Here is a 26,003-nt window from a genome sequence, read left to right as displayed (position 1 = left end):
TCTATCAGATGCCCTACTTGAGCGTGAGGCTTTTCACAGCTTTGACAATCGCCTTGGAGTCCAAGCCGAAGTACGCCATAAGCTCCTCGAACTCGCCGGATTTGCCGAAACGGTCGTCCATGCCCACGAAGCGCATGGGCACCGGGCATTCCTCGGCAAGCGCACGCGACACTGCCGTGCCCAGGCCGCCGTGGATGCTGTGCTCCTCGGCGACGACCACGCGGCCGGTCTTGCGAGCGGACGCCACGATGGTGGCGCGATCGAGGGGTTTGACGGAGAAGGCATCGATGACCTCGGCTGACACGCCCTCGGCGGCAAGCTCGTCGGCGGCGGCCAGGGCCTGCTCAACCTCTACGCCGCAGGCCACGATGGTGACATCGGATCCCTCGCGCAGCGTGTAGGCGCGCCCGAGCTCGAGCTCTACGCCGTCGGCGTACACGGCCGGCACGCTGGCGCGGCCCATGCGCACATAGACCGGGCCCGGCGTTTCGGCGGCCAGGCGGATGGCGGCGACTGCTGCGGCGTAGTCGGCCGGCACGAGCACGCGCATGTGCGGAAGACCTGCCATAAGCGAGATATCCTCGAGCATCTGGTGGCTGCCGCCGTCGGGACCCACGGACACGCCGGCGTGCGTAGGGGCGATCTTGACGTTCAGGTCGGAATAGCACACGGTGTTGCGGATCTGGTCATAGGCGCGACCGGTGCCGAACACGGCGAAGCTGCCGGTGAACGCGATGTTGCCGGTGGTCGCGAGACCTGCCGCCACATCGATCATGTTCTGCTCGGCGATGCCGCAGTTGAACAGACGGTCGGCGTAGCCGGCCTTCGCGAACTTGGCCGTGGTGGTGGAGCCGGTCAGGTCGGCATCGACGGCGACGACGGGCACGCCTTCGCCGGCGAGCTCCGCCAGCGTGACGCCGTAAGCCGCGCGCGTGGCGCGCTTGACCTGGGACTGTTCTGCATTTGCAAGCGTAACCATCGCTTATGCCTCCTTACGTGCGGCCTCGAGCTCGGCCACAGCCTGCTCGGTCTGCTCGGCGTTGGGCGCCTTGCCGTGCCAACCGGCCTGGTTTTCCATGAACGACACGCCGCGGCCCTTGATGGTGTTGGCCACGAGAACATGCGGGCGGCCGTCGGCGGCGCGCTTGGCGGCGTTGAGAGCTTTGATGAGCGCATCGATGTCGTGGCCGTCAACCTGGCTTGCCTCCCAGCCGAACGCGGAGAACTTGGCGCACATGTCGCCGGGGTCGCACACGTCGGCGGTGTCGCCGTCGATCTGCAGATGGTTGCGGTCGACGATGGCGACGAGGTTGTCCAGGGTCTCATGGGCGGCCCACATGGCGGCCTCCCAAACCTGGCCCTCCTCGCACTCGCCGTCGCCGAGCAGGCAGAATACGCGCTGGGGCTTGCCCGCCAGCTTCAGGCCGGCGGCCATGCCGGCGGCGATGGACAGGCCCTGGCCGAGAGAGCCGGTGGAAACCTCGACGCCCGGGCACAGGTTGCAGTCGGGATGGCCCTGCAGGCGCGTACCCAGCTTGCGCAGCGTCTTGAGCTCCTCGCGCGGGAAGTAGCCGGCATGCGCGAGCGCCGCGTACAGCGCGGGCGCCGCATGGCCCTTCGCCAGGACGAACCGGTCACGGTCCTCCCACTTCGGCTGCTCCGGATCATGGTCCATCACGCCGCCGAAATACAGCGCGGTGAGGATGTCGGTGCACGAAAGCGAGCCGCCGGGATGTCCGCTTCCCGCCTCGGCGATCATGCGCACGATGTCGATGCGCATATCGCATGCCCGCTGCTCAAGCTCGGTCATTGCTTGTCCTTTCGTCGTTTTGACGCTTTCACTATCAACAGGGAACGCGGTTTCCCGCATCCCGCTATCGCTATACCATGGCTCCCCTATCGGCGGCGTTGCGCCGGCAAGAGGACGGTGCTCCAAGCCGCTTCATGCGTCCGCAAGCACCTTGAGAGCTACTCCTGCGACACGCGCCACTTGTGGTAGCCCACCACGAACTGCTCGATGTCGCCGTCGAGCACCGCGTCCACGTTGCCCGTTTCCACGCCGCTTCGCACATCCTTGACCAGCTGATACGGGAACAGCACATAGTTGCGGATCTGGCTGCCGAAGCTGTTCTCCATGCGCTCGCCCCGCAGCTCGTCGATCTGGTCGCGGCGTTTCTGTTGCTCAATCTCGTAGAGCTTGGATTTCAGCACGCGGATGGCGGCATCCTTGTTCTGCAGCTGTGACTTCTCATTTTGGCACGTGACCACGATGCCCGTGGGCATGTGCGTCAAGCGCACGGCCGAGTCGGTGGTGTTGACGCACTGGCCGCCCGGTCCGCTGGAACGGTACACGTCAACGCGCACGTCGTTCATATCGAGGTTGACCTCGATATCGTCGGGGAGCACGGGAAGCACCTCGACGGCGGCGAAGGTGGTGTGACGGCGCTGCTTGACGTCGGTGGGGCTGATGCGCACCAGGCGGTGCACGCCGTTCTCGCTGCGCAGCATGCCGTAGGCCAAACGACCTTCGATCTGCAGGGTGGCCTTGTTCAGGCCGACGGCCTCCGCACCGGGGACCAGGTCGAGGACCTTGACCTTCCAGCCCTTCGAGTCCGCATAGCGGCTGTACATGTTGTACAGCATCTCGGTCCAGTCCTGGGCTTCCAGGCCGCCTTGACCGGGGCTGACGGTGAGGATGCAGTCGCCGTCGTCGAAACGCCCGGAGAACCAGCTTTCCACCTCAAGGGCGTCGAGCTTGCCGTCAAGCGTCTCGAGGGTCTGCTGCACCTCTTCGGCGAACAGGGGATCCTCCCCTGCCAGCTCGTGCGCGGCACGGGCGTCGTCGAGCAACGAGACGGCGGCGTTGTACGCGTCGATGGTGTCGCGAAGCGAGCTTGCCTGCTTCGACACGGTTTGCGCGCGCTGCGCATCGTCCCAGAAGCCCGCCTGCGCGATCTGCGCGTCGAGCGCCGTGAGCTGGGCGGTTTTGTCATCGATGTGCAGGAAGCTGTGCGCATCGGAGACGCGCTGGGCAACCTGTTCGATATCTTTCAGTTCTTTATCTGCCATAGTTATTCCATACTACCAGCAAAACGCCCCGCGCTTGCGTGCAGGGCGTTGGAGTGCATAGTTTCTTCGCGCCTTCGAAGACGCCGTTTCGGGCTATCTATCCTTGCCGTGGCACTTCTTGAACTTCAGGCCGCTCCCGCACGGGCAAGGGTCGTTGCGTCCCACGTTGGCGAACGGATCGTCTTTATCCTTGACGTAGGTCTGGGGTTTCGCCGGCGCGGGCTTGGGCGCCGAACCCGCCGCCTGCTGGGCGCGCCGAGCAGCCTGCTGCTGAGCGACGGCGTGGCCAACGCCCGTCTGCCCGAGCGCCTGCTCGGGGTTGGAGTAGCTCACGCGGCCCTCGAGCGGATTGGGCTCGGCGGGCATCTGCGGAGCGGCGGATGCCGCCACCTGCAGACGCAGCAGGGTGCGCAGATACTCCTCGTACATGGAGTGCGTCAGGTTGCTGAAGGCACGGTAGGCCTCGTTCTTGTACTCCACCAACGGGTCGCGCTGGCCGAAGGCGCGCAGGCCGATACCGGTTTTCAGGTAGTCCATATCCTGCAGATGCGCCATCCACCTGCGATCGATGATGCGAAGCATGACCTGCGATTCCAGCATGCGCATGATGGGCTCGCCAAGCTCGGCGGTCTTCTGCGCCACCACGCCGTCCAGATATGCCTCAAGCGCCTCGCACACCTGCGCCGGATCGTCATCGTGATCGACCTCGGCCACATGGAAGTCGTTGAGGCCCGTCATAGAGGCCGCCCATAAATCGACCGCCTTGCAATCCCAATCGTCGCTCGGCAGCTTCTCGGGGCAGTTCTCCTCCACCACGGCCTCGACGGCATCGGCCACGATCTCGGGGATGCGGCCCTCCATGTCCTTGCCGTCCAGGATGGCGTTGCGCTCCTCATAGATGGCCTTGCGCTGCAGGTTCATGACATCGTCGTATTCAAGGACGTTCTTACGCGCTGCGAAGTGCATGCTTTCAACCTGGCGCTGAGCCGATTCGATGGCCTTTGACACCATGGATGCCTGGATGGGCATATCGTCGGGCATGTTGGTCTTCTCCATCATGGCGCCGATCTTGTCCATACGCGAACCGCCGAACAGACGCATAAGGTCATCTTCGAGCGACAGGTAGAACTGCGTGGTGCCCGGATCGCCCTGACGGCCGGCACGGCCGCGCAGCTGGTTGTCGATGCGTCGGCTTTCGTGGCGTTCGGTGCCGATGACGCACAAGCCGCCCGCCTCCAAGACGCGCTTCTGCTCGGCTTTGCACGTTGCGCGCGCAATATCGAGCGCCTCCTTGCGCTGGCCCTCCGTGGGCGCCGGCAGGCCGCCTTCATCGGCGGGCTGCATGCCGGGCTCGAGATCGGGATCGAGGCCGCGCTCGAGCAGCACGTCGTCGGCGAGCACGTCGGGGTTGCCGCCGAGCAGGATGTCGGTACCGCGGCCCGCCATGTTCGTGGCGATGGTGACGGCGCCGACACGGCCGGCCTGGGCGATGATATGGGCCTCGCGCTCATGGTTTTTCGCATTGAGCGTCTCATGCTTGATGCCGCGCTTGTCGAGCAGGCGCGAGAGCTTCTCGGAGCTTTCGATGGACACCGTGCCGATAAGGCAAGGCTGGCCGGCCTGATGGCGAACGGCCACGTCATCGGCCACAGCATGGAACTTCGCATCGACGGTGCGATAGATCAGATCGTCCTCGTCGATACGTTTTACCTGCTTGTTCGGCGGGATAGCCACGACCGGCAGCTTGTAGATCTGGCGGAACTCGGCGTCCTCGGTCATAGCCGTGCCCGTCATGCCCGAGAGCTTGTCATAGAGGCGGAAGTAGTTCTGCAGCGTGATGGTGGCAAGCGTCTGGTTCTCCTCGCGCACCTGAACGTGCTCTTTGGCCTCGAGCGCCTGATGCAGGCCCTCGGAGTAGCGGCGGCCCTCCATGATACGGCCCGTGAACTCGTCGACGATCTTCACCTCGCCGTTGACGACCACGTAATCGACGTCGCGATGGAACAGGAACTGCGCCTTGAGCGCCTGCTGCAGGTGATTGGGTAGCTGGCCGGACGGGTCGGCATAGATATCGTCGATGCCCAGCATGGTCTCGATCTTGGTGAGGCCCGACTCTGTGGCGTTGATGGTCTTTTTGGCCTCATCCATCTCGAAGTCCTCGTCGAGCTTCAAAGCGGGCATGACGCGGGCGAACTTATTGTACGTATCGGCGGCGCGCGTGCCAGCGCCGGAGATGATCAGCGGCGTGCGGGCCTCGTCGATGAGGATGGAGTCGACCTCGTCGACGATGGCGAAATGATGGCCGCGCTGCACGCGGGCGTCGGCGCGCGTGACCATGTTGTCGCGCAGGTAGTCGAAGCCGAATTCGGAGTTGGTGCCGTAGGTGACATCGGCCTGGTAGGCCAGCTTCTTGGCCTCGGGGCGCATGCCGTTCTGGATAAGGCCCACGCTCATGCCCAGAAACTCATACACCTGCCCCATCCACTGGCTGTCGCGGCGCGCCAGGTAATCGTTGACGGTGACGATGTGCACGTTCTGCCCGCCGAGAGCGTTGAGATAGCCGGCAAGCGTGGACACGAGCGTCTTGCCCTCGCCCGTGCGCATCTCGGCGATCTGGCCGTCGTTGAGGGCCATGCCGCCGATGAGCTGGACGTCGAAGTGACGCATGCCCAACGTTCGCACCGACGCCTCGCGCACCGCCGCGAACGCCTCGGGCAGCACGTCGGCGGTGGAAGCACCGGCCTGCACGCGGCCGCGCAGCTCGTCGGTGAACGCGCGCAGCTGCTCGTCGGATTTCGCCTGCATCTCGGGCTCGAGGCCGCCGATCTTGTCGGCCAGGGCCTGGTAGTTCTTCAGCTGCTTGCCTTCGCCGAACGTGAGCAGCTTGGAGAGGAAACCTGCCATATGAGCGCCATTCCTTTCAGCGCCGGCCCTGTATGCCGGCGCGGGTTAGTTCAATCAGTGAAACTGTAGCATATCCTCGATTCAGCTAGGTTCCTTTAGCCGACTTGCACAGCTTCTTCGCAGCGCCGCGCAGCTTTTCGCGGGGGTTTGCCTTCGTAGGGCTCTTGCTCCACCTGCGCGCGTCACCCGAACGCGCGCCGAAACGGGACCGCCCGCATCAAGCGCTGCAAGGGCGCCGCCCTCGCACACCCTTGCAGCGCCCCTTCGCCCTACACGCGCTCCTCGACCTCGATGATGGAACGGTACAGCCGCATCGTCTCGGCAGAAGGGTCGATCCCCAGATCGTCGGCCAGATACCGCCGGCAGGCGAAGTAGGTTTGCAGCGCGGCGGTGCGCTGCAGCGAGGCTATCTGGGCGCGCATGAGCGCCACATACACGTCCTCGCGCGAGTCGTCGCGGGAAAGCGCCGCACGGGCGAACCACAGGCCCTCCCGGGGGTCGCCCGAGTCAAGCAGCTTCCCCGATGCCGCCACCAAGGCATCCACCAGGCGGTTTTTGCAATCCTCGCGAAGCCCGTCGATGACATCGCAGCCATCATCGCCCGGCAGAAGCTCGTCGGCGAACGAGTCCTCGACCCGCGCGAACAGATGCCCCCAGCCGCCGCGCCCCGGACGGTTGAACAGCAACGCCCGGCATACCTCCTCAAGCTCGAGAACGTCGCTTGCCAGCAGGCGCGCCTCGATGCACACGCCGTTTTGATGCCTGACAAGGTAAGGGCAATCGCCCTCGGGCGTGGATAGCGCCGAACGCAGCTGCGACCAGGTGGCGTAAAAGTTCTTTCGCCGGCACGATGCGCTCGACTCGGGCCAGAGCTGCGCAGCCAGGCGATCGCGCGACACGTCGCGCCCGCGGTTGAGCACGAGCAGGGCAAGCAGAGAGCGGACCTTCTGCCGCGAAAGGTGCCCCGATTCGACCGCAGCATCTCCCACCTTCACCTCCAAGCGGCCGAACAGGTTCACGGTAAGGCGCGGCGGCGCCGGCGTCGCGGGCATCGCCGTCCCCCACGCCACTTTGCGAAACGCATCGGGATGCGTATTCTCGAACGACGCGCGGGAGCGCAGCTTGCGGGCACGGGCGCGCTCGCACTCCATGCGCTGCATGGAAAGGGCCCTCTCAAGCTTGTTCGCCGACATTGCGCAGCGAGGGTCCAAGCCCGGCATATCCAAGCATCCGCGCTCCAACACGCGCGAGAACGAACAAGCCGCAAGGGCCTGGGCAAGCGTGAGCGACCCGGTTGCGGCAAACGCCCGGGAAACGTTGCGGGCGACCGCGGCGGCCACGCGCTCGGCCAGCTGAACCGCCAGCAACCCCTCGGAGCCGCCCGCATCGTCGAGCAGCTTCGCGGCGCACAGCAGCGCGCCTTCCGCGAGTTCCGCCCCTTCGAATGCCAGAAGCCACGCCTGCGCGGGAAGGATATCCTCGTTAAACGCCGGATCGACCACGCAGGCCATGGCGTTCAGCTGAGGAAACGGCCCATCGCCCAGCTCGCGTATGGCCGACGCGCACGCGGCAGCTGCTTCCCCCGCCGAACCGGACAGTTGCACGAGCTGCGCCACCGCCTGCTGCGCAGGGTCGGCGCCGCAGGCAAGGGCGCGACGCGCCGCAAGGCAGCCCGCCACGTTCTCGCCCAACAGAGCGCAGCGCACCGCCTCCTCAAGATGCTGCTGGGCGTCAAGCTGACGGGAATCCAGGCTTGCATATAACGTGCGCGCGTTCAAAAGGCACGCCGCATCGCGCAGCCGGCGACTTTGCGAAGCAAGCCAGGTGCAGCGCACGTGAGCGGATGCCAAACAGCGCATGACCTCGCAAGCCCGGGCACAGCGCCCAGCATCCATGAGGGCCTCTGCCAATCGCAACACGAACGCGCCCGCATCCTCATGCGCGCTCGCACCGAGATTCGCCAGCCTGTCCGAGAACGCCTGAGCGATCTGGGGCACGCCGAACGGGGCCGCGCAAAACGTGCCGCGCACGCGATCGACGCCTACATAGACGTAGCTTCGCTCCAGAAGCTCCGCCACCTCATCGTCGATGCGAACGATGCGCCGGGCGTCGGAAAGGCTTCCCGACCCCAGGCACAGCAAGGCGAACAGGGCCGCCATCACATCAGCGGGCAGCTCCTCGGACGCAGCAAGCTCCAAAAACGCAGGCGATACGGACTCTCCCCAGGCAAGCGCCGCCACGCGGCTGCAACGCGCGACATCGTGCGCCGGGGTCTCGGCGATGTCGGAAGGCAGGCGCGCGAAATCCACCTCCTCGTCGCTGAGCAGCAGGTCGCCCGCGCCTACGAGCATGCGATCGATCTGGTCGGCGAACACATCGGCGGCCGGCGTGCAGGTGATGAGCACCTCGCAACCTCGGTCGAGCAGATCATCGAGAACGGCGCCGAACAACTCGGCTCGCAGGGAATCAAGCGGCGGGACATCCTCGAACACGGCGAGAAAGGACTGGTCGTCAACTTCAACGAGACCATCGACGATGCCGCGCGCGTCTAGATCGCGTAAAAAGCACGGGCTGGCGCAATCGATCCAGAACACGTGGTCGAACGCGAACACCGTTTCAGCGTATTCAAGCGCTAGGGTGCTTTTCCCGAAACCTGACGGGGCCACCATGAACCGCGCGACGTTGCGCTCGCGTAGCAGCTTGGCCACCAGCGCCGGGCGCGGATACGCGCGCAAAGAAGAGAACCTGGACGGCCGGTTTCCGCGGCACGCCGATTGAGCTAAAAAGGACAGCATCCTGCAAACCCCCTATAAGACGGGATCGGATGCTTGGCCTGTGATGCCGCCACCATACCGCAATATATTGATGCCGACAAGAGCCGGTATTTCGATAATGCAAGGTGATTTCGCATGTTTTCACAAACTATAGGATTTCATGAACTATATATTGTGGGTATCACAAAGCGAACTCACAACAGATTCGAGATCCGGATACAGCGATGCCCGCACGCCTTGCGACGTGCGGGCATCTGCTAACGGCACCGGCGGCGCCTTGAACGGTTGCGGGCGATGGTGCGCTACGCTTCGCGGCCAACCAGCTTGGCGATGCGCTCGGAATAGGTCAGATCGGTCAAGCCGGCCTCCCCTTCCAGGTCAACCAGGGGCGCGTCGTTCCACAGCGATTCCAGGCGATAGTAATCGCGCGTTTCGGGCTGGAACACATGCACGATGAAGCTGCCGTAATCCAGCAGCGACCACGTGCCGTCGGCCGTGCCCTCGATGTGATAGGGCTTCGCGCCGCCGCGCAGACGGCATTGCTCCTCGATCTCGTCGACTACGGCATCGACCTGACGGTTGTTCGACGCCGTGCAGATGACGAAGTACTCGGTGACGCCGATCAGGTCGCCGACCTGCTGCACCATGATATCGGTGGCCTTCTTCTCGTTAGCGGCCTGCGCGGCGATGATGGCGCACTCGCGCGGGCTGAGAAGGTCGGGCTTCTGACGTCCGTACATATCCACGCCCTGATTGATGGGGGCGTTGTTGTCCACTGCCTCGTTCACTTGCTTCCTTTCGCATCGTTTGCGGCGGCGCGCTCACGTGCGCGTGCCACGTAATAGTTCCAAACGGTCACGGTATCGGGATGGATGAGCTTGCGACGCTCGATGAGGTTTCCCACCACGTATACGAGCGTTGCCATGAACAGATCCTCAAGCTCCACCTTCCCCACCATATCGCGCAGCTTGTCGACCCCCGCGCAATAGCGCCCAGGCTCGATGACGTCTGCCACGTACACGATAAGGTCGAGCGGCGACATGCCTACGGCCCCGGTGGTATGCAGGCGGATGGCCTGCAGCAACGGCGCCGGAAGCTCGGGGAATTCCCTGGCCAGCGCTGCCGCGGCGGTAGGGCCGTGCAGCAGATGGGGCATGTCCAGATAGCTTGCCAGCTGATCGGCGATACCGAGCTCGACCGCGCGAGCGCGGATGCCCTCGTCATCGTAGCCCTTGTCCCAATCGTGCAGAAGGCCTGCCAGACGGGCCAGACGTTCATCCTGCCCGTAGACCCGCGCCATGCGCGCCGCCGTCTCGGAAACCCCCAGGGAATGCTCGAAGCGGCTACGTTTCACGCGATGCGCGAGGTCATCGCGCCGGGCCTGGTAAAACGCATCGCCGAGAATGCCTGCCGCGCCCAGCTCCGTTGCCCTGCTTCGATCCGCTTCGACTTCGCTCACTTCGCACACCGCTTCCCTGTTCCGCTTCCAACCATAGAGCCCATGGGCGGCAATATAGTCGAGCACCCGCCGCACCGTCAAATAGCGTATGGATAGGCCCGCTTGCACGCGGGCGCGCAGGTAGCTTGACGACACGGCCAGCCCCGTTGCCTCCAGCATATGGATGCGGAAGTTGCCCGACCGCTCGATGGTGAGCTTGGTTTCCTCCGAAAGGGCGTATCCCGGCCGCGTTGCGGCGATCAACTCCGCCATGCTGGCGATGGCGGCGCTTTCGCGCCACTTCAAGATGGAGCATACCGCATCCGCGCCCGTGATGAAGAACAGCGCCACGTTTCCCGGATAATGTTCACGAAGCTGGCGCAGCGTATCGGCCGTGTAGGTGACGCCCGGGCGGTCTATCTCGATGCGGCTGACGTCGAAAGCAGGGTTGCCCTGCACCGCCAGACGGCACATCTCGAAGCGCTGCTCAGCGGGCGTGACGTCGCGCTTGAGCTTGAACGCCGGCTTTCCCGCGGGGATGAACACCACGGCATCCAGGCTGAACGCCTCGCGCGCCTGTTCTGCGCAGGCCAGATGCCCGATATGGATGGGGTCGAACGTGCCGCCCATGATGCCGAGGCGCACCGGACGGCCGTCGGCTCCAAGATCGTCGAAGCGCTCGCAGACCACGGGGGCAGCCGCCGCTTGCTCGCACCCGGCGCCGACGCCGGCTTGCGTGAGGACCATCCTAGGCACGCACCTGCCCCGAGCCGCGCAGCACGTACTTGTACGAGGTCAGGCCCTCGAGCGCGAAGGGGCCGCGCACGTGCAGCTTCTGCGTGGAGATGCCGATCTCGGCGCCCAGGCCGAACATGCCGCCATCGGTGAACGCGGTGGAGGCGTTCACATACACTGCGGCTGCATCAACTTCGTTGACGAACCGCTCGATGGCCGCCGCGCCTTCGGCGAGATTCGGATCGGCGACGATGGCCTCGGAATGCATCGTGCCGTAACGGTTGATATGGGCGATAGCCTGTTCGGGGCCGCTAACGCAGCGCACGGCCAGTTCAGGCGATAGATATTCCGTTTCCCAATCCTGCTCGGAAGCGCGCTCGACCTGCAGCGCGGCATCGGTCGGTAACCGCTTTTCACCGGCAGCAAGCGCGGCCTTGCATGCAAGTTCATCACCGTGGATGCGCACGCCCTTGTCGGCGAGCATGCCGAACAGCTCCGGCAGGAAACGCTCGGCCACGGACTGGTCGACGAGCAGCGTCTCGCAGGCGTTGCACACGCCATAGCGGCGGCACTTGGCGTTGACGACGATGTTTCGCGCCATATCGAAGTCGGCCGTGGAATGGACGTACACATGGCAGTTGCCCGTTCCCGTCTCGATAACGGGAACCTTCGCGCAATCGACGCAATGGGCGATAAGGCCCGCACCGCCGCGCGGCACAAGGACGTCGACCACGCCGCGCAGGCCCATGAGCACGTCGGCCGCGGCGCGATCGGTGGACTCGATGATGCCGATGCATCCGGCGGGCATGCCGGCCGAAACCGCCGCATCGTGCAGCACATGCGCGATGGCGGCGCAGGACTTGGCCGCCAGGGAACCGCCGCGCAGCACGCAGGCGTTGCCCGACTTCAGACAAATGCCCGCAGCATCGGCGGTGACGTTGGGGCGCGCCTCGTAAACGACGGCCACCACGCCGAGCGGGACCGCCACACGCGAGAGCCGGATGCCGCTGTCGAGCGTGCGCGAATCGAACACGCGGCTGAGCGGGTCGGGAAGCGCTACCAGGTCTTCGAGCGCGTCGGCCATGGCCATGACACGCCCTTCGTCGAGCATCAGACGATCGAGCAGGCTTTCCTTGGTGCCGGCTTGACGCGCTGCGTCCATATCCTGGGCATTGGCGGCCACGATGGCGCCGGACCGATCGCGCAAGGCACGAGCCATAGCGCTCAGGGCGGCGTTACGCTCCTGCGCGGTAGCCTGCGCGAGCGCCGGGCTAGCATTCTTGGCGGCCTGCGCGACCGCCAGCACTTCCTGTTCCAGCATGATCGACTCACATTCTGTCGTATATCCAAAGCATGGGGCGAAACGCCCCTATTCGAAGACCACCAGCTCGTCGCGGTGCACCAACGGACGCTGGGTCAGCGCGGCAAGCAGGCGGTTGCGCTCGAGCACCTCGCGCGTTTTGCCGCAGGCAAGTTCCACCTCATCGGCGGAGAACGCCGCGCGGCCGCGGGCGAACAGATGCCCCGCAAGGTCTTTGATGTCGACGATGTCGCCGGCCTCGAAACGACCTTCGACGCTGGCAACGCCCACGCAAAGCAGGGATTTGCCATGCCCGATGAGCGCCGACTTCGCACCTTCGTCGACCACCACCGCGCCGCGCGCCGAGTCGCCAAGGGCGATCCATAGCTTGCGGGGCGTGATCTCGTGAGGCTTCTCCAACGCCGAGAAACGCGTGCCGACGGCCTTGCCCGCTGCCGCATCCTCGACCACATGGGGCTGGCGCCCGTAGCAGATGATCATGGGGATGCCGGCCACCATGAGCACGCGCGCGGCTTTGATCTTGGTGATCATGCCGCCCGAGCCCACCGTGGAACCGGCGCCGCCGGCAACCGCCAGGATCTCAGGCCCGATGCATTCCACATGGGGAATGAGCTTGGCGTCGGGGTTCGTGTTCGGATTACCGTCGTAAAGACCGTCGATATCCGAGAGGATGACCATGAGGTCGGCATCGATCAAGCACGCGGCCAGCGCGGCGAGCGTGTCGTTGTCGCCGAACTTGATCTGCTCGACGGCAATGGTGTCGTTCTCGTTGATGATGGGCACCACGCCCAGCTCCAGCAAGCGCAGAAGCGTGTTGCGGGCATGCAGATACGCATGGCGATCTGCCGTATCGCGGCGGGTGAGCAACACCGTGGAGGTGACGATGCCGTGGGCCGCGAACGCCTCGGCATACGCCGTGGCCAAAGCCGACTGCCCCACCGACGCCGCCGCCTGCAGGCTCGGCATGTCGCTGGGGCGCTTCTGGATGCCCAGGGCCTCAAGGCCGCACGCGATGGCGGCCGACGTCACGATGACAGGCTGCCAGCCGGCGGCCTGCACCTTCGCGATCTGGTCGGCAAGCGCCGCCAGGTACTCGTAATCGATGCTGCTCTCCGACGTGGTGAGCGTCGAAGACCCGATCTTAATGACCAGGCGCCGTGCGACGCCCGCCTTAGCATCCAGCTGCTCCATTAGATATCAAGCTCCTCGAACAGATCTGCCGCCGTCCTGGTGGATTCGAACTCGAAGGCGCGCCCGCAGATGCGGATCTCGTCACCATCGACGGCGCCGGCCTTCTCGAGCGCCTCCTCGACGCCCACGCGCTTGAGACGGTGCTGTAGAAACACCACAGCCTCCTCGTTTTCCCAATCGCACTGCACCACCATGCGCTCGACCTGGGTGCCCACCACGCGGAACACACCCTCGGAAAGCTTGCGCACGGTGAAGCGCTTGTCGCGTGCCTCACGCTTGAGCTCCCAGACATGCTCGTACTGCACGTCGGACGCCTCGGCCTGGCGAGCCTGCTCGCGAAGCTCGTGGACCTGGTTGGCGATGGCGGCCTTCAAGCTGTCCACACCCTCGCCGGTGAGCGCGCTGATGCAGTACACCTTCGGGTCGATGGGGCTCGGCGCGAACTCGTTGCCTCCGGCAGCGGCGATGGAGTCGGCCTTGACCTGCGCCTTCAGACGCTCCAGCGCCTCTTCGGTATCCGCAACGTCGATCTTGTTCGCCACCACGATGCGCGGGCGCGCAGCCAGCTCATCGGCGTAGAGTGCCAGCTCGTTGTTGATGATCTTGTAGTCATCGAGCGGGTCGCGGCCCTCCCAGTCGCCCGTGAGGTCGACCACGTGCACGATGAGCGCCGTGCGCTCGATATGGCGAAGGAACTCGTGTCCCAGGCCACGCCCTTCGTGCGCACCCTCGATGAGACCGGGGATGTCGGCCACAACGAAGCTCAGATCGCCCGAGCGCGCCACGCCCAGGTTGGGAACAAGGGTGGTGAACGGATAGTCGGCGATCTTCGGGCGAGCCGCCGAGATTTTGGAGATGAGCGAGCTTTTGCCGGCAGAGGGCATGCCCACAAGCGCCGCGTCGGCCATGAGCTTCATCTCAAGCTCGATCCAGCGCTCCTGCGCAGGCTCGCCCAGCTCGGCGAACGCCGGCGCACGGCGCGTGGAGGTGACGAAGTGGATGTTGCCGCGGCCGCCCATGCCGCCATCTGCCACGGTGATGCGCTCGCCGTCGTGGGTGAGGTCGGCCATGAGCTCACCGGTTTCCTTGGATTCCTCGAAGTATTCGTGGACCACGGTGCCCACCGGCACCTTGAGCACCAGGTCGGCGCCCGTGGCGCCGTGCATGCGGCTGCCCTTGCCGTGCGTGCCGCGCTCGGCCTTGAAGTGATGCTTGAAGCGGTAATCGATCAGCGAGGACACGCTGGCATCGGCTTCAAGCACCACGTTGCCGCCATGACCGCCGTCGCCGCCATCGGGACCGCCCTTGGGCACATGGGCCTCGCGGCGAAACGACATGCAGCCGGCGCCGCCGTCGCCGCCCTTGACGTGGATTCGGACCTTATCAATGAACACGATGTGACCTCCATCGGTTTAGGATTGCGTGTATCCCCTGATTGTATACGAAAAAAGCCCCCTGCAAGGCAGGGGGCTTCGCGAATGCATAGATGCCACGCACACGCGTGCGGCTTGTGCTACGCCTGGGGGCGGACATGCACGCGACGCTTCACGCCACGCGTGAACTCCAGCGTGCCGTCGCACAGAGCGAACAGCGTGTCGTCCTTGCCACGGCCGACGTTGTCGCCGGGATGGAACTTGGTGCCGCGCTGACGGACGATGATCTGGCCCGTCTTGATCTGCTGGCCGGCGAACATCTTCACGCCCAGTCGTTTTGCGTGGGAATCGCGGCCGTTACGGGTAGAACCGAGACCTTTCTTATGTGCCATTTCATTCCCTCCTTACAATTAAGCGATGGACTTGATTTCAACGCGCGTGAGCTGCTGGCGATGGCCGCGCAGCTTCTTGTAGTTCTTGCGCTTCTTGAACTTGAACACCAGCTGCTTGGGGCCCTTGAACTGCTCGACGACCTCAGCGGTGACCTTCTTGGCAGCTGCCTTGGCCGGATCGGCCTCGACGGTGGCACCGTCGACGAAGCAGATGACCGGAAGCTCGACGGTGGCGCCGACCTCGGCGTCCAGCTTCTCGATGTTGAGCTTGTCCCCGACGGCAACCTTGTACTGCTTGCCGCCCGTTTTCACGATTGCGTACATGTTTTCTCCTACTTTCGAAATAAACGCAAGGCGATAGCTTAGCAGCGCGACCGTAGCAAGTCAACGAAGTGATCGAATGCACAGTCTCCGCGTATCATCGCACTTATTTCCGCTGCGCCTCCTCGGGCACAACATTCGATATGATACCAGATGTTGTGGACACACGCGGCGGCGTTGCCCGCTTTTTCCGCATCGCCGCCCCGCTTCACGGAATGCCCACAAGCTAGTGCGCTTCAGCCCAGGTATCGGCAGCCGAGATATCGGCGAGTAAGGGTACCTTCAGCTCCGCCACGTGCTCCATGACGTCGCGAACCATGGCCGAGAGCGCCTCCACTTCCCCATCGGGCACGCTGAAGTCCAGCTCGTCGTGCACCTGCACGAGCAAGCGGGCCTTGAAGCCCTCTTCCATGAGGCGCTCCTGCACCTGGCGCATGGCAAGCTTGATGATGTCGGCAGCGCTGCCCTGCATGGGGTGGTTCATGGCGGTGCGCTCGCCGAAGCCGCGCGTGTTGCCGTTGGCGGCGCGCAGCTCGGGGATATGACGCTTTCGCCCGAACATGGTTTGAGCATAGCCGTTGGCACGGGCCTGCTCGACCGTTTCATCGAGATAGGCGCGCACGCCGGGATGAACCTCGAAGTAGCGGTCGATCATGCCCTTCGCCTCGGCGATGGAAATCCCCAGGCTTTGCGCCAGCCCGAACGCCTGTTGCCCGTAGACGATGCCGAAGTTCACCGCCTTGGCGCGGCTGCGCTGCTCGGGCGTGACCTGTTCGATGGGCGCGTCGAACACGCGCGACGCCGTGGAGGCGTGAAAGTCGGCGCCGCTGGTGAACGCCTGGATGAGCGCCTCATCGCCGGAAAGGTGCGCGAGCAGGCGCAGCTCGATCTGAGAGTAGTCCGCCGAGAGGAACTTGCATCCCGGCTCGAGCGGGACGAAGCACTCGCGGATATGGCGCCCGAACTGCGTGCGCACGGGGATGTTCTGCAGGTTGGGATCCGATGAGGACAGGCGCCCAGTGGTGGTGACGGTCTCGTTGAAGCTGGAATGCACGCGCCCGTCGCCGGCGCGCATACGCGGCAGCGCGTCGATGTAGGTGGACTTGATCTTCGCCAGCTCGCGATAGCGCAGCACAAGGGCGGGCAGCTCGTGGATCTCGGCAAGCTCTTTGAGCACCTTGGCGTCGGTGGAATACCCGCGCTGGGTTTTTTTGCGCGCGGGCAGCCCAAGCACCTCGAACAGGATGTGGCCGAGTTGCTTGGGGGAATCCACATTGAACTCCTGGCCGGCAAGCTCGAAGATCTGCGTTCGCAGGCCCTCGATTTCCTCGCCCGTGGACGCGCCCAGCTGCGCGAGACGCTCGACGTCGATGGCCGCGCCGGTGCGCTCCATGATGGCGAGCACCGCCACAAGCGGCAGGTCGATATCAAAATAGGCGCGCTCCGAGCCCTCGTCCTCAAGGGCGCGGGTAAGCGGGCCGACCAGGGTGCGCGCGGCGGCAGCTTGCGCGCATGCGCGTTGCTCTTCGGTTTTCGCCACGGGCAGCACGCCGCCCATATAGGTGTCGAGCAGCACATCGTAGGTATACTCGGACACCGAGGAGTTCAAGACGTACCCGGCAAGCCCCAGGTCGAAGGCGCGCATGGACATGAGCTGCCCATCGTCGACCAGCGCGGGAAGGGCGTTGTCGGCCGGATAGACGCGATGCACCGCCGCCTTGACATCGATTGCGGCGAAGTTACCGCCGGCGACCAAACGCGCAAGCTGGGAGAACGCCGCGTCGTCGGTGAACACGGCGCAGCCCTGCGAAGCGGACACCGCCACGACCGACCCGCCGCCGAACAGCGACTCCTGCTCGGGATCGACGATGGCAACGCCCACCTGCTCGCCCGATTCCAAGACCGCATCCACAAGCTTCTCGGCCTCTTCGCCGTGCAGGACCTGGCCAACCTCGATGGCAGCTGAGGCGCGCTCGGGGGCCTCGCCCACCAGCTTGAGCACGCGCGTCAGGTGCGCATTGAAGCGATACTTTGAGAAAGCCTCGGTGACGGCCTGCGCGCTGAACGCCGGAAACGCCGCGCCCTCAAGGTCCAAGGGGAAATCCAGGTCGCGCACGATGGTCGCCACCTTGCGGCTGGTAAACGCCGCATCGCGGTTTTCCTCCATGCGCTCCTTCTGTTTGCCGCGCAGCTCGTCGATATGCTCGTAAATGCCCTCGAGGCTGCCGTAGGCGCCCAGCAGCTTCGCCGCCGTCTTGTCGCCCACGCCCGGCACGCCGGGGATGTTGTCGGAGCTGTCGCCCTTCAGTCCCAGGAAATCGGGGAACTGCGAAGGCTCCACACCGTAACGCTCGCGCACCTCGCCCGGGCCGTAGATGGCCACGTCGGTGATGCCCTTGCGCGTGGTGACCACGTGCGTGAGCTCGGAACACAGCTGGTAGACGTCCTTATCGCCCGAGACCAGCAGCGTGCGGTAACCCAGCGCCTCGTCGCGCGCCGCAACGGTTCCCAGGATATCGTCGCCCTCCCAGCCCGTCACGCGCACCACGGGAATGCTCATGGATTCGAGCAGCTCCTCGATGATGGGGAACTGCGCCTTCAGTCCCGGGTCCATGGGAGGACGCTGGGCCTTGTACTGCTCGAGCGCCTCGGTGCGGAACTTCGGCCGCCCGGCATCGAAGGCGCACACGATGGCGTCGGGATTGGAGATATCGATGAACTTGAGCAGCATGGCTATGAAGCCGAACACCGCGTTGGTGGGCGTGCCGTCCGGGGCGTTCATGGTCGGCGGCACCGCATGGAAGGCGCGGTGCATCAACGAGTTGCCGTCGATGACGGCCACTTTCTTCTCAGGCATAGGGCTTCCTTCAGGTTGGTTGCGCTTTCCCACCATTATATAAGCGATGAAGGAAAAGCGGCGCCAACCGCATCAGACAAGCACTGTTCACCCGCTTCGCTACGCGCTCCAAAGATAGCCGACGCCGCGCACCGTCTCCAGATGCTGCGAGAGCTCGGGGCCGAGCTTTGCGCGGACGCGTCTGACGTGCACGTCGACGGTACGGCTGCCTCCGTAGTAATCGAAGCCCCACACACGGCGCAGCAGGGCGTCGCGGCTGTACGTGCGGCCCGGATGCGTGACCAGAAACGCCAGTAGCGCGTATTCGAGGTATGTGAAGTCAAGCGGCTCCCCGCCCACCGTTACCTGATACGTTGCCAGGTTGATGGTCATGTTGTCCACCGTCACGAAATCGGTCGAGGTGCTCTCGTTGCCCGGCCACAGAAGCTGGCGGATGCGCGCAGCGCACTCCTCGCTACCGGCGCCGTGCACCACGAAATCGCTTTTTACCTGCACGGGAAGACGGAACTCGGGAAGCTGCGCCTCGTTGACGATGACCAGCAGCGATGCCGAGCCGTCCTCGAGCAGCACCGATTCCACCTGCGACAAGGTTGCCAGCGCATCGGCGCGCGCCTCGTAGATGACCAGGTCGTAGGAAGGATGCTGGGACAGCAGCTTCTTGAACTGCACCGAGGACCCCGCCGCGACATCGACGTCCAAGCCCGAGAGCACCTGCTGGAACTTGTGGGCGTTATCAAGGCTGTCCGCAATGAATATGACCGTTTTCCTCATTGTTAGCGCACCTCCTTACATCGCATCCCGCGCACCTCTACAGAACCGCCAGGTAGCGGTCAAGCTCCCAGGTGGATACGTTGGACTGGTACTCGTCCCACTCCGCCTGCTTTGCTTCCACCAGGTAATCGCAAATGTGGTCGCCCAGGGTCTCACGCATGAGTTTCGAGCCCCTGAACAGCTCAACGGCCTGGCCAAGGCTTTCGGGAAGCGTACGGAACCCCTGGCGGAGCAGCTCCTGGCGCGTTTGGGTGAACAGGTCGCGATCCTCGATGGGCGCCGGGGGCTCAAGCCCCTCTTCGATGCCCGCCAAACCCGCCGCCAGCATGACCGCGAAGGTAAGGTAAGGGTTGGCGCTGGGGTCGGGGCTGCGCAGCTCCAGACGGCACGCCATCTCACGATTGGGGCGATAACCGGGCACGCGCACGAGCGTGGAGCGGTTGGCGCGGGCCCACGAAAGGTAGATGGGCGCCTCGCCGCCGGCGAGCAGGCGCTTATAAGAGTTGACGCAGGGGTTGGTGATAAGGGCGAACTCGGGCGCGTACTTCAAGATGCCTGCGAGGAAGCTTTTCGCGGTTGCCGACAGATGATAGCCTTGCGGGTCATCGGGGTCGAAGAACACGTTGGAACCATCGAAATCGAACAGGCTCATGTGCACGTGCATGCCGCTGCCCGGAGCATCGGAGAGGGGTTTGGGCATGAAGGAGGCGTACACGCCGTGCTTCATGGCGATCTCCTTCACCACCAGCTTATAGGTCATGACCGCGTCGGCCATGGACAGGGCGTCGGTAAAGCGAAGGTCGATCTCGTGCTGGGAGGGGCCGTTCTCGTGATGGCTGTACTCCACGGGGATGCCCATCTTCTCAAGGGTAAGCACGGTGTCGCGTCGCAGGTCGCTAGCGTAATCTAAGCTGGTCAGATCGAAATAGCCGCCACGGTCCAAAAGCTCGGTGCCCTCGGCGTCCTTGAAGTAGTAGAACTCGACCTCGGGGCCGACGTTGAAAACGTACCCCATGTCCTGCGCCTTGCCCACCACGCGTGCCAGCACATGGCGCGGATCGCCTTCGAAGGGCTTGCCATCGGGCGTGCGGATGTTGCAGAACATGCGCGCCACGGCGTTGCTTTCCGGGCGCCACGGCAGCACCTGGAACGTGGAGGCGTCGGGAAACGCCAACATGTCGGATTCCTCGGTGCGGCAGAAGCCCTCGATGCAGCTGCCATCGAAGCCCATGCCGTCGGCAAAGGCGTCCTCGAGCTCGCTGGGGATGACGGCGAACGATTTCATGCTGCCGAGCACATCGGTGAACCAGAATCGCACGAAGTGCACATCGCGGCTTTTGATGGTTTTCAGGACGAAATCCTGTTCCGGATTGGAAGCCATGGACGGTTCCTCCTTCACGCGCCAGGCCATGCGGCGGCGCGGATTCTAACATCTTCTTAAAGGGAGATTATATCAACGCATGTTGCCAACGGGTTACGCGCCCGAGGCATTGAAGAAGCGAATGAAACCCGGAGCTTCCCATCGAAAACGGCATGCACATACGCGAAGGGCCGCCCCGAAAGGCGGCCCGAAACCTGTTGAACCTATTTCGTTAGCGCACCGCACCCGGCGAAGGCACGCACCGTACCAACCGGAGCGCAGAACCCTACGACCTGCGGACGCGCTTGTCGACCAGTCGTGCGACCAAGTCGCCGATGGACTGGAACACCTGCACGAGCACGATGCACAGCACGATGGAGGCGATCATGACATCGCCCAGATAGCGCTGGTAGCCGTAGCGGATGGCGATATCGCCGATGCCGCCCGCGCCCACCGCGCCGGCCATGGCGGTGTAGCCGAACAGGGTGATGACGGTGATGGAGGCGCCGCGCACCAGGCTGGGCAGGCTTTCGCGCAGCATGACCTTGCATACGATCTGCCAAGTGTTCGCGCCGAAGCTTTGCGCGGCCTCCACCAGGCCGCCGTCGACCTCTGCCAAGCTCTGCTCGACCATGCGGCCCACGAACGGGATGGCGGCCACGGTAAGCGGCACGATGGCGCCGGGAACGCCGAGCGACGTGCCGACCACCAGGCGCGTGAACGGGATGATGGCCACGAGCAAGATGATGAACGGGATGGAACGGCCGATGTTGACGATCCAGCCGAGCACCGTGTTAAGAGCACGCTGGGGCTTCAGACCGTCTTTGGCCGTGATGACCAGAAGCACGCCGAGCGGCACGCCGATAAGGTAGGCGAACAGCGTGGACGCAAGGGTCATGACGAGCGTGTCCACCGTGCCCTGGGCGAACAGGGCGCCATACTGCGAGATGAAGTTGCTGATGTAATCCATTTAGCCCTCCTGGCCCTTCTCCGCATCGCGCTCGATAGCCGCGAGCATGTCGTCGTTGGCCAAAAGCTCGCGCGTGACGGGGCTTTGCGGATTGCCGAACACGGCTGCCGTAGCGCCCTCCTCCACAATGCGGCCATGGTCGATAACGGCCACGCGGTTGCAGATCTTGCAGGCTACGGGCAGCGAGTGCGTGATGACCACCAGCGTGACGCCCAACTCGCGGTTGATGTCCTGCAGAAGCTGCAGGATAGAGGCGGTGGTGCGCGTGTCAAGGGCGCTGGTGGCCTCGTCGCAGAGCATGACCTTGGGGTTGTTGGCCAGCGCGCGGGCGATGGCCACGCGCTGCTGCTGACCGCCGGAAAGCTGGCTGGGATAGCGCTCGGCAAGGTCGGCCAGACCCACCAGCTCGAGCAGCTCCATGGCGCGCTTGCGGGCGGCCTCGCCCTTCTCGCCGCGAAGCTCGAGCGGGAAGGTGACGTTGCGCAAGACGGTGCGCTGTTGGAACAGGCTGAAGTTCTGGAAGATCATGCCCACCTGGCTGCGCAGCTCGAGCAGCGCTCGACCGGACAGGCCCGTGATATCGCGGCCGTCGTAGAGGATGGCGCCCTCGGTGGGTCGCTCAAGCAGGTTCAGGCAGCGGACGAGCGTGGATTTGCCGGCGCCCGAGGCGCCGATGATGCCGAACACGTCGCCATCGTTAATGGTAAGGTTCACGTTGCGCAGCGCATGATGGGCGTTTTCGCCTTCGCCATACGTCTTGCACACGTGCTGCAATTGGATCATACGTTTCCCGATCACTTGGTTGGATACGACGCAACGGGCTCCAAGAGCCCTATTTGCGCGCGCGAATGCGCAACTTCTAATAATAGGCGAAGCGCAAGCCACGCACAAGGATGGCGTTTGCCGGAAACCCCCATCGCCTCGCTCGAGGCAGGAAGCGCCGGCGGACCGCAAGCCCCTCCGCACCTGGGTGCGTTTCGGCGTAGTCGGAACGGCATTTCAGCGCAACCTTACCGGAATCCACGCGTGGTCGCTCCCGCCGTCGCGCCCGGCAGCGACGGGCCGACCCGCAAGCCCCGCGAGCGCATCGCGCGCGAACCCTACGGAGCTCGTGGGGGTTCGCTGTTCGCCGAGCGCGGCGGGGCGCCGGCTTGGTATACTTGCTTGTATGAATACGCAAACCTACACTCAACGCGCCCAGGCGCGCCCGCGCCCCCGCATCGCCGTGGTCACCATGGGCGTCAAGCTCGGCGACGAGACGCGCGGCTACACGCGCTTCCGCGTCCTGTCCGAAATGCTCGTCGAGCAGGGCTTCGACGTGGACCTGATCACCTCGTCGTTCCAGCACTGGGAAAAGGCCCAGCGCGACACCTCGAAGACCTGCTATCAGGGCCTTCCCTACAACGTGGTGTTCATCGACGAGCCGGGCTACACACGCAACTTGGACCTGCAGCGCATCCGCAGCCACCATGTGGCGGCGAAGAACCTGCGCGAGCGCTTCGAGCGCACCGCGGGCCGCTACTCGCTCATCTACTCCGAGATCCCGCCCAACGACGTGGCGCGCGTATGCGCGGAATACGCTTCCGAGCACAACATCCCCTATGTGGCCGATATCAACGACCTGTGGCCCGAGGCCATGCGCATGGTGGTGAACATCCCCGTGCTCAGCGACGTGGCGTTCTACCCGTTCGCCCGCGATGCGAAACGCGTCTACCAGCTGCTCTCCGGCGCCGTGGGAACCTCGGATGAGTACACGGCGCGCCCGGCGAAGGACCGAACGACGCCCTACCCCCATGCCACGGTGTACGTGGGCAACGACCTTGCGGCGTTCGACGAGGGCGCCCGCGAGCACATGGCCGACGTGGTGAAGCCCGAAGGCGAGCTGTGGGCCGTCTACGCCGGCACGCTCGGCGCCAGCTACGACCTGGCAACCCTTATCAAAGCGGCGGCGTTGCTCGAGAAGCGCCGCGCAACCCATACCGCCCGCACCGCCGCCGCGGGAACGGCTAAGCAGCATCGCCCCTTCCCTCCCGTGAAGGTGAAGATCTTGGGAGACGGCCCCGACCGGCAGCGCCTCGAAGAGCTTGCCCGGCAGGAGAACGCCCCCGTGGAGTTTTTGGGCTATCAAGACCATGGCAGCATGGCGGCATGGCTTCGCGCAAGCGACATCACCGTGAACTCCCTGGTGAAAAGCGCGGTGCAAAGCATCGTCACGAAGATCGGCGACTACCTTGCCTCCGGCAAGCCCATGATCAACACCGGCTCATCGCCGGAGTTCCGCAACAAGGTGACCACCGATGGGTTCGGCCTGAACGTGGAAGCCGAGAACCCCGGAGCGCTCGCCGACGTGCTCGAGGAGCTGGCACGCACCCCATCGCTGCGCAAGATCATGGGAGCGCGCGGGCGCGCCGTGGCGGAGCGGGAGTTCGACCAGCGAACCTCGTATCTGGCCATCGTGAATTTGCTGCGCAATCTGATATAAGCGCCGCGGTTTGCGTCATCATCGAAAGGTACGCCGCCTTGCATCAGCATGTGTTCATGCGGCAGATGCTTGAGCCGGATAGCTAAGGAGATACCATGTCCGAACAGATCCGCATCCCGTTTTCCCCGCCCGATATCACCGAGGCCGAGATCGCCGAGGTGGCCGACGCGCTCAGGAGCGGATGGATCACCACGGGCCCGAAAACCAAGCAGCTCGAGCGCGAGCTGGCCGCCTTCTTGGGCACGCCGCGCGTAGCCTGCCTGGGGTCGGCCACGGCGGCGCTCGAGTGCGCCCTGCGCGCGCTCGGCATCGGCCCGGGCGACGAGGTGATCACGAGCGCCTACACCTACACCGCCAGCTGCTCGCCTATCTGCCACGTAGGTGCGACGCCCGTGCTGTGCGACGTGGCGCCCGACAGCTACGAAATGGATTACGCGCAGCTGGAAAGGCTCATCACCCCGCGCACGAAGGCCATCATCCCTGTCGATCTGGGCGGCGTCATGTGCGATTACGACGCCCTGCTCGCCGCCATCGACGCCTTCGGCGGCGCCTTCACGCCCGCAAACGCCCGTCAGCAGGCCATCGGCCGCATCGCCGTGGTCGCCGACGGGGCGCATGCACTCGGCAGCGTGCGCCATGGCAAGCGAGCAGGCCAGGTTGCCGACCTCACCACGTTCAGCTTCCATGCGGTGAAGAACTTCACCACGGCCGAAGGCGGCGCGGTCACCTGGCGCGAGGGCCTGTTCGATTCCGATGAGCTGTATCACGATTTCATGCTCATGTCGCTGCACGGCCAGTCCAAAGACGCGCTCGCCAAGACCAAGGCCGGCGCCTGGGAATATGATGTGGCCTTCCCTGGCTGGAAGTGCAACATGACGGACCTACAGGCGGGCTTGGGCCTAGCGCAGCTGCGCCGTTACCCGGGCATGCTCGCACGACGCCGCCAGATGGTGGCGCGGTATACGCAAAATCTGGCCGACCTGGACCTGTCCATCCTGCAGCACTATCGCGCCGCCGATGGCTCGGACGCCTGCAACGCCGACGATGCCGCCGCGCGTGCCGATGCGAGCCAGGAATCCTCGAGCGGACATCTGATGCTCGTGCGCCTGAACGCCTGCGGGCGGCAGCTGCGCGACCACGTCATCGAGCTGATGGCCGAGGACGGCGTTGCCACCAACGTGCACTACAAGCCCCTGCCGCTGCTCACGGCCTATCGCAACCTCGGGTTCGACATCGCCGACTTCCCCAACGCCCTGGCCCAATTCGAGAACGAGATCACCCTGCCGCTTCATACCAAGCTCTCCGATGATGACATCGACGAGGTGTGCCGTTGCCTGCGCCAGGCCATCTCGCAGGCGAAAGCGGAGGGCGCGCGCTGATGTACGTACGCTTCGGAAAACGAATCTGGGACATCGTCATCGGGCTGATCGCGCTGCCGTTCGTGCTGCTCATCATCGCAGTGCTGGCGCCCCTTATCAAGCTGGAAGACGGCGGCCCGGTGTTCTACAACGCGCCGCGCGTGGGCAAGGACGGCGTGGACTTCAAGATGTACAAGCTGCGCAGCATGCGCGTGAACGCCCCCGACCTGATCATGGAGGACGGCAGCACCTACAACGGCGCCGATGACCCCCGCATGACCAAGATCGGCGCCTTCATGCGCAAGACCAGCTTGGATGAGATGCCTCAGTTCTTCAACGTGCTGCTCGGCGACATGTCGGTGGTTGGCCCCCGCCCCGACCTGCGTCGCGAAACCGAGCTTTACGAAGGCGAAGAGGGCCTGAAGCTGTCGGTAAAGCCGGGCATCACCGGGTACGCCGCCGTGTACGGCCGCAACTCCCTGCCCTGGAAGCAGCGCCTGTCCATGGACGTGTACTACGTCAAGCACGTAAGCTTCCTGCTGGATGCGAAGGTGTTCTTCCGCACATTCGCCACGGTGCTCGGACAAGAGGGCATCTACGTGGAAGAGAACGGCGAATCGTAAGGCAGGTGCATGAGCGATGTGCACGACGCGCCCGCTAAGTCGCAAGGAGTGCATCGTCAGAACG

20 protein-coding genes are annotated in these 26,003 nt (G+C 64.5%); 3 read left to right on the top strand and 17 right to left on the bottom strand.

Features of this window, described 5'->3' with window-relative positions; genetic code table 11:
• Positions 1-13 precede the first annotated feature (13 nt).
• The 17 genes from SFHG_RS03555 to SFHG_RS03475 form a co-directional block, all read right to left on the bottom strand.
• A complete protein-coding gene (locus tag SFHG_RS03555; RefSeq protein WP_042433868.1) occupies positions 14-979 on the bottom strand; it encodes a transketolase family protein in 966 nt (321 codons plus the stop codon).
• 3 nt (positions 980-982) lie between these two features.
• Positions 983-1,810 (bottom strand): transketolase, encoded by an 828-nt coding sequence (locus tag SFHG_RS03550; protein WP_042433865.1) that lies wholly within the window; start codon positions 1,808-1,810, stop codon positions 983-985.
• Positions 1,811-1,968: 158 nt separating this feature from the next.
• Positions 1,969-3,069, bottom strand: coding sequence for a peptide chain release factor 2 (gene prfB, locus SFHG_RS03545; protein WP_042433862.1), 1,101 nt, complete (start codon positions 3,067-3,069; stop codon positions 1,969-1,971).
• A gap of 93 nt (positions 3,070-3,162) precedes the next feature.
• Positions 3,163-5,973 (bottom strand): preprotein translocase subunit SecA, encoded by a 2,811-nt coding sequence (secA, locus tag SFHG_RS03540; RefSeq protein ID WP_042433859.1) that lies wholly within the window; start codon positions 5,971-5,973, stop codon positions 3,163-3,165.
• Positions 5,974-6,242: 269 nt separating this feature from the next.
• Positions 6,243-8,708, bottom strand: a complete 2,466-nt coding sequence (locus SFHG_RS03535) for an AfsR/SARP family transcriptional regulator (RefSeq protein ID WP_052297792.1) — start codon at positions 8,706-8,708, stop codon at positions 6,243-6,245.
• Positions 8,709-9,049: 341 nt separating this feature from the next.
• Positions 9,050-9,535, bottom strand: coding sequence for a ribosome silencing factor (gene rsfS / locus SFHG_RS03530; RefSeq protein ID WP_238318262.1), 486 nt, complete (start codon positions 9,533-9,535; stop codon positions 9,050-9,052).
• A complete protein-coding gene (gene nadD, locus SFHG_RS11220; protein ID WP_316244716.1) occupies positions 9,532-10,932 on the bottom strand; it encodes a nicotinate-nucleotide adenylyltransferase in 1,401 nt (466 codons plus the stop codon). Before nadD ends, rsfS begins: the two co-directional genes overlap by 4 nt.
• A gap of 1 nt (position 10,933) precedes the next feature.
• Positions 10,934-12,241 carry a glutamate-5-semialdehyde dehydrogenase gene (locus SFHG_RS03520; RefSeq protein WP_042433853.1) on the bottom strand — a complete coding sequence of 436 codons (1,308 nt, stop codon included), beginning with the start codon at positions 12,239-12,241 and terminating at the stop codon, positions 10,934-10,936.
• Between the two features lie 48 nt (positions 12,242-12,289).
• Entirely contained in the window at positions 12,290-13,432 is a 1,143-nt protein-coding gene (gene proB, locus SFHG_RS03515; protein WP_042433850.1) for a glutamate 5-kinase, read from the bottom strand.
• Entirely contained in the window at positions 13,432-14,826 is a 1,395-nt protein-coding gene (gene obgE, locus SFHG_RS03510; RefSeq protein WP_042433847.1) for a GTPase ObgE, read from the bottom strand. The genes proB and obgE overlap by 1 nt, the downstream gene beginning before the upstream one ends.
• Before the next feature lie 119 nt (positions 14,827-14,945).
• Positions 14,946-15,197: a 50S ribosomal protein L27 gene (rpmA, locus tag SFHG_RS03505; protein ID WP_042433844.1), complete on the bottom strand. Its 252-nt coding sequence runs from the start codon at positions 15,195-15,197 to the stop codon at positions 14,946-14,948.
• A gap of 18 nt (positions 15,198-15,215) precedes the next feature.
• Positions 15,216-15,521 carry a 50S ribosomal protein L21 gene (gene rplU, locus SFHG_RS03500; protein WP_042433842.1) on the bottom strand — a complete coding sequence of 102 codons (306 nt, stop codon included), beginning with the start codon at positions 15,519-15,521 and terminating at the stop codon, positions 15,216-15,218.
• Between the two features lie 223 nt (positions 15,522-15,744).
• The gene (gene polA / locus SFHG_RS03495; protein WP_042433838.1) at positions 15,745-18,375 is read right to left on the bottom strand and encodes a DNA polymerase I; all 2,631 of its coding nucleotides are present in this window, start codon (positions 18,373-18,375) and stop codon (positions 15,745-15,747) included.
• A gap of 99 nt (positions 18,376-18,474) precedes the next feature.
• Complete coding sequence (locus SFHG_RS03490; protein WP_042433833.1) at positions 18,475-19,146, bottom strand: winged helix family transcriptional regulator; 672 nt, start codon at positions 19,144-19,146, stop codon at positions 18,475-18,477.
• A 37-nt stretch (positions 19,147-19,183) separates the two neighbouring features.
• Entirely contained in the window at positions 19,184-20,527 is a 1,344-nt protein-coding gene (locus SFHG_RS03485; RefSeq protein WP_042433830.1) for a glutamine synthetase family protein, read from the bottom strand.
• Positions 20,528-20,792: 265 nt separating this feature from the next.
• Positions 20,793-21,476, bottom strand: coding sequence for a methionine ABC transporter permease (locus tag SFHG_RS03480; RefSeq protein ID WP_042433827.1), 684 nt, complete (start codon positions 21,474-21,476; stop codon positions 20,793-20,795).
• Complete coding sequence (locus SFHG_RS03475; RefSeq protein WP_042433824.1) at positions 21,477-22,259, bottom strand: methionine ABC transporter ATP-binding protein; 783 nt, start codon at positions 22,257-22,259, stop codon at positions 21,477-21,479. It lies immediately after the preceding gene.
• Between the two features lie 385 nt (positions 22,260-22,644).
• Between SFHG_RS03475 and SFHG_RS03470 the strand changes: the two genes are divergently transcribed.
• The 3 genes from SFHG_RS03470 (at position 22,645) to SFHG_RS03460 (ending at position 25,939) form a co-directional block, all read left to right on the top strand.
• Positions 22,645-23,958 carry a glycosyltransferase family 4 protein gene (locus SFHG_RS03470; RefSeq protein ID WP_042433822.1) on the top strand — a complete coding sequence of 438 codons (1,314 nt, stop codon included), beginning with the start codon at positions 22,645-22,647 and terminating at the stop codon, positions 23,956-23,958.
• Positions 23,959-24,053: 95 nt separating this feature from the next.
• Positions 24,054-25,337: a DegT/DnrJ/EryC1/StrS family aminotransferase gene (locus tag SFHG_RS03465; RefSeq protein WP_042433820.1), complete on the top strand. Its 1,284-nt coding sequence runs from the start codon at positions 24,054-24,056 to the stop codon at positions 25,335-25,337.
• Positions 25,337-25,939, top strand: a complete 603-nt coding sequence (locus SFHG_RS03460) for a sugar transferase (protein WP_042433817.1) — start codon at positions 25,337-25,339, stop codon at positions 25,937-25,939. The genes SFHG_RS03465 and SFHG_RS03460 overlap by 1 nt, the downstream gene beginning before the upstream one ends.
• Positions 25,940-26,003 lie beyond the last annotated feature (64 nt).

This window comes from Senegalimassilia anaerobia JC110 (assembly GCF_000236865.1).
Lineage (GTDB): Bacteria > Actinomycetota > Coriobacteriia > Coriobacteriales > Eggerthellaceae > Senegalimassilia > Senegalimassilia anaerobia.
Note: the sequence above shows the minus strand (reverse complement) of the source record. Positions and strands in the feature narration are given on the sequence as shown.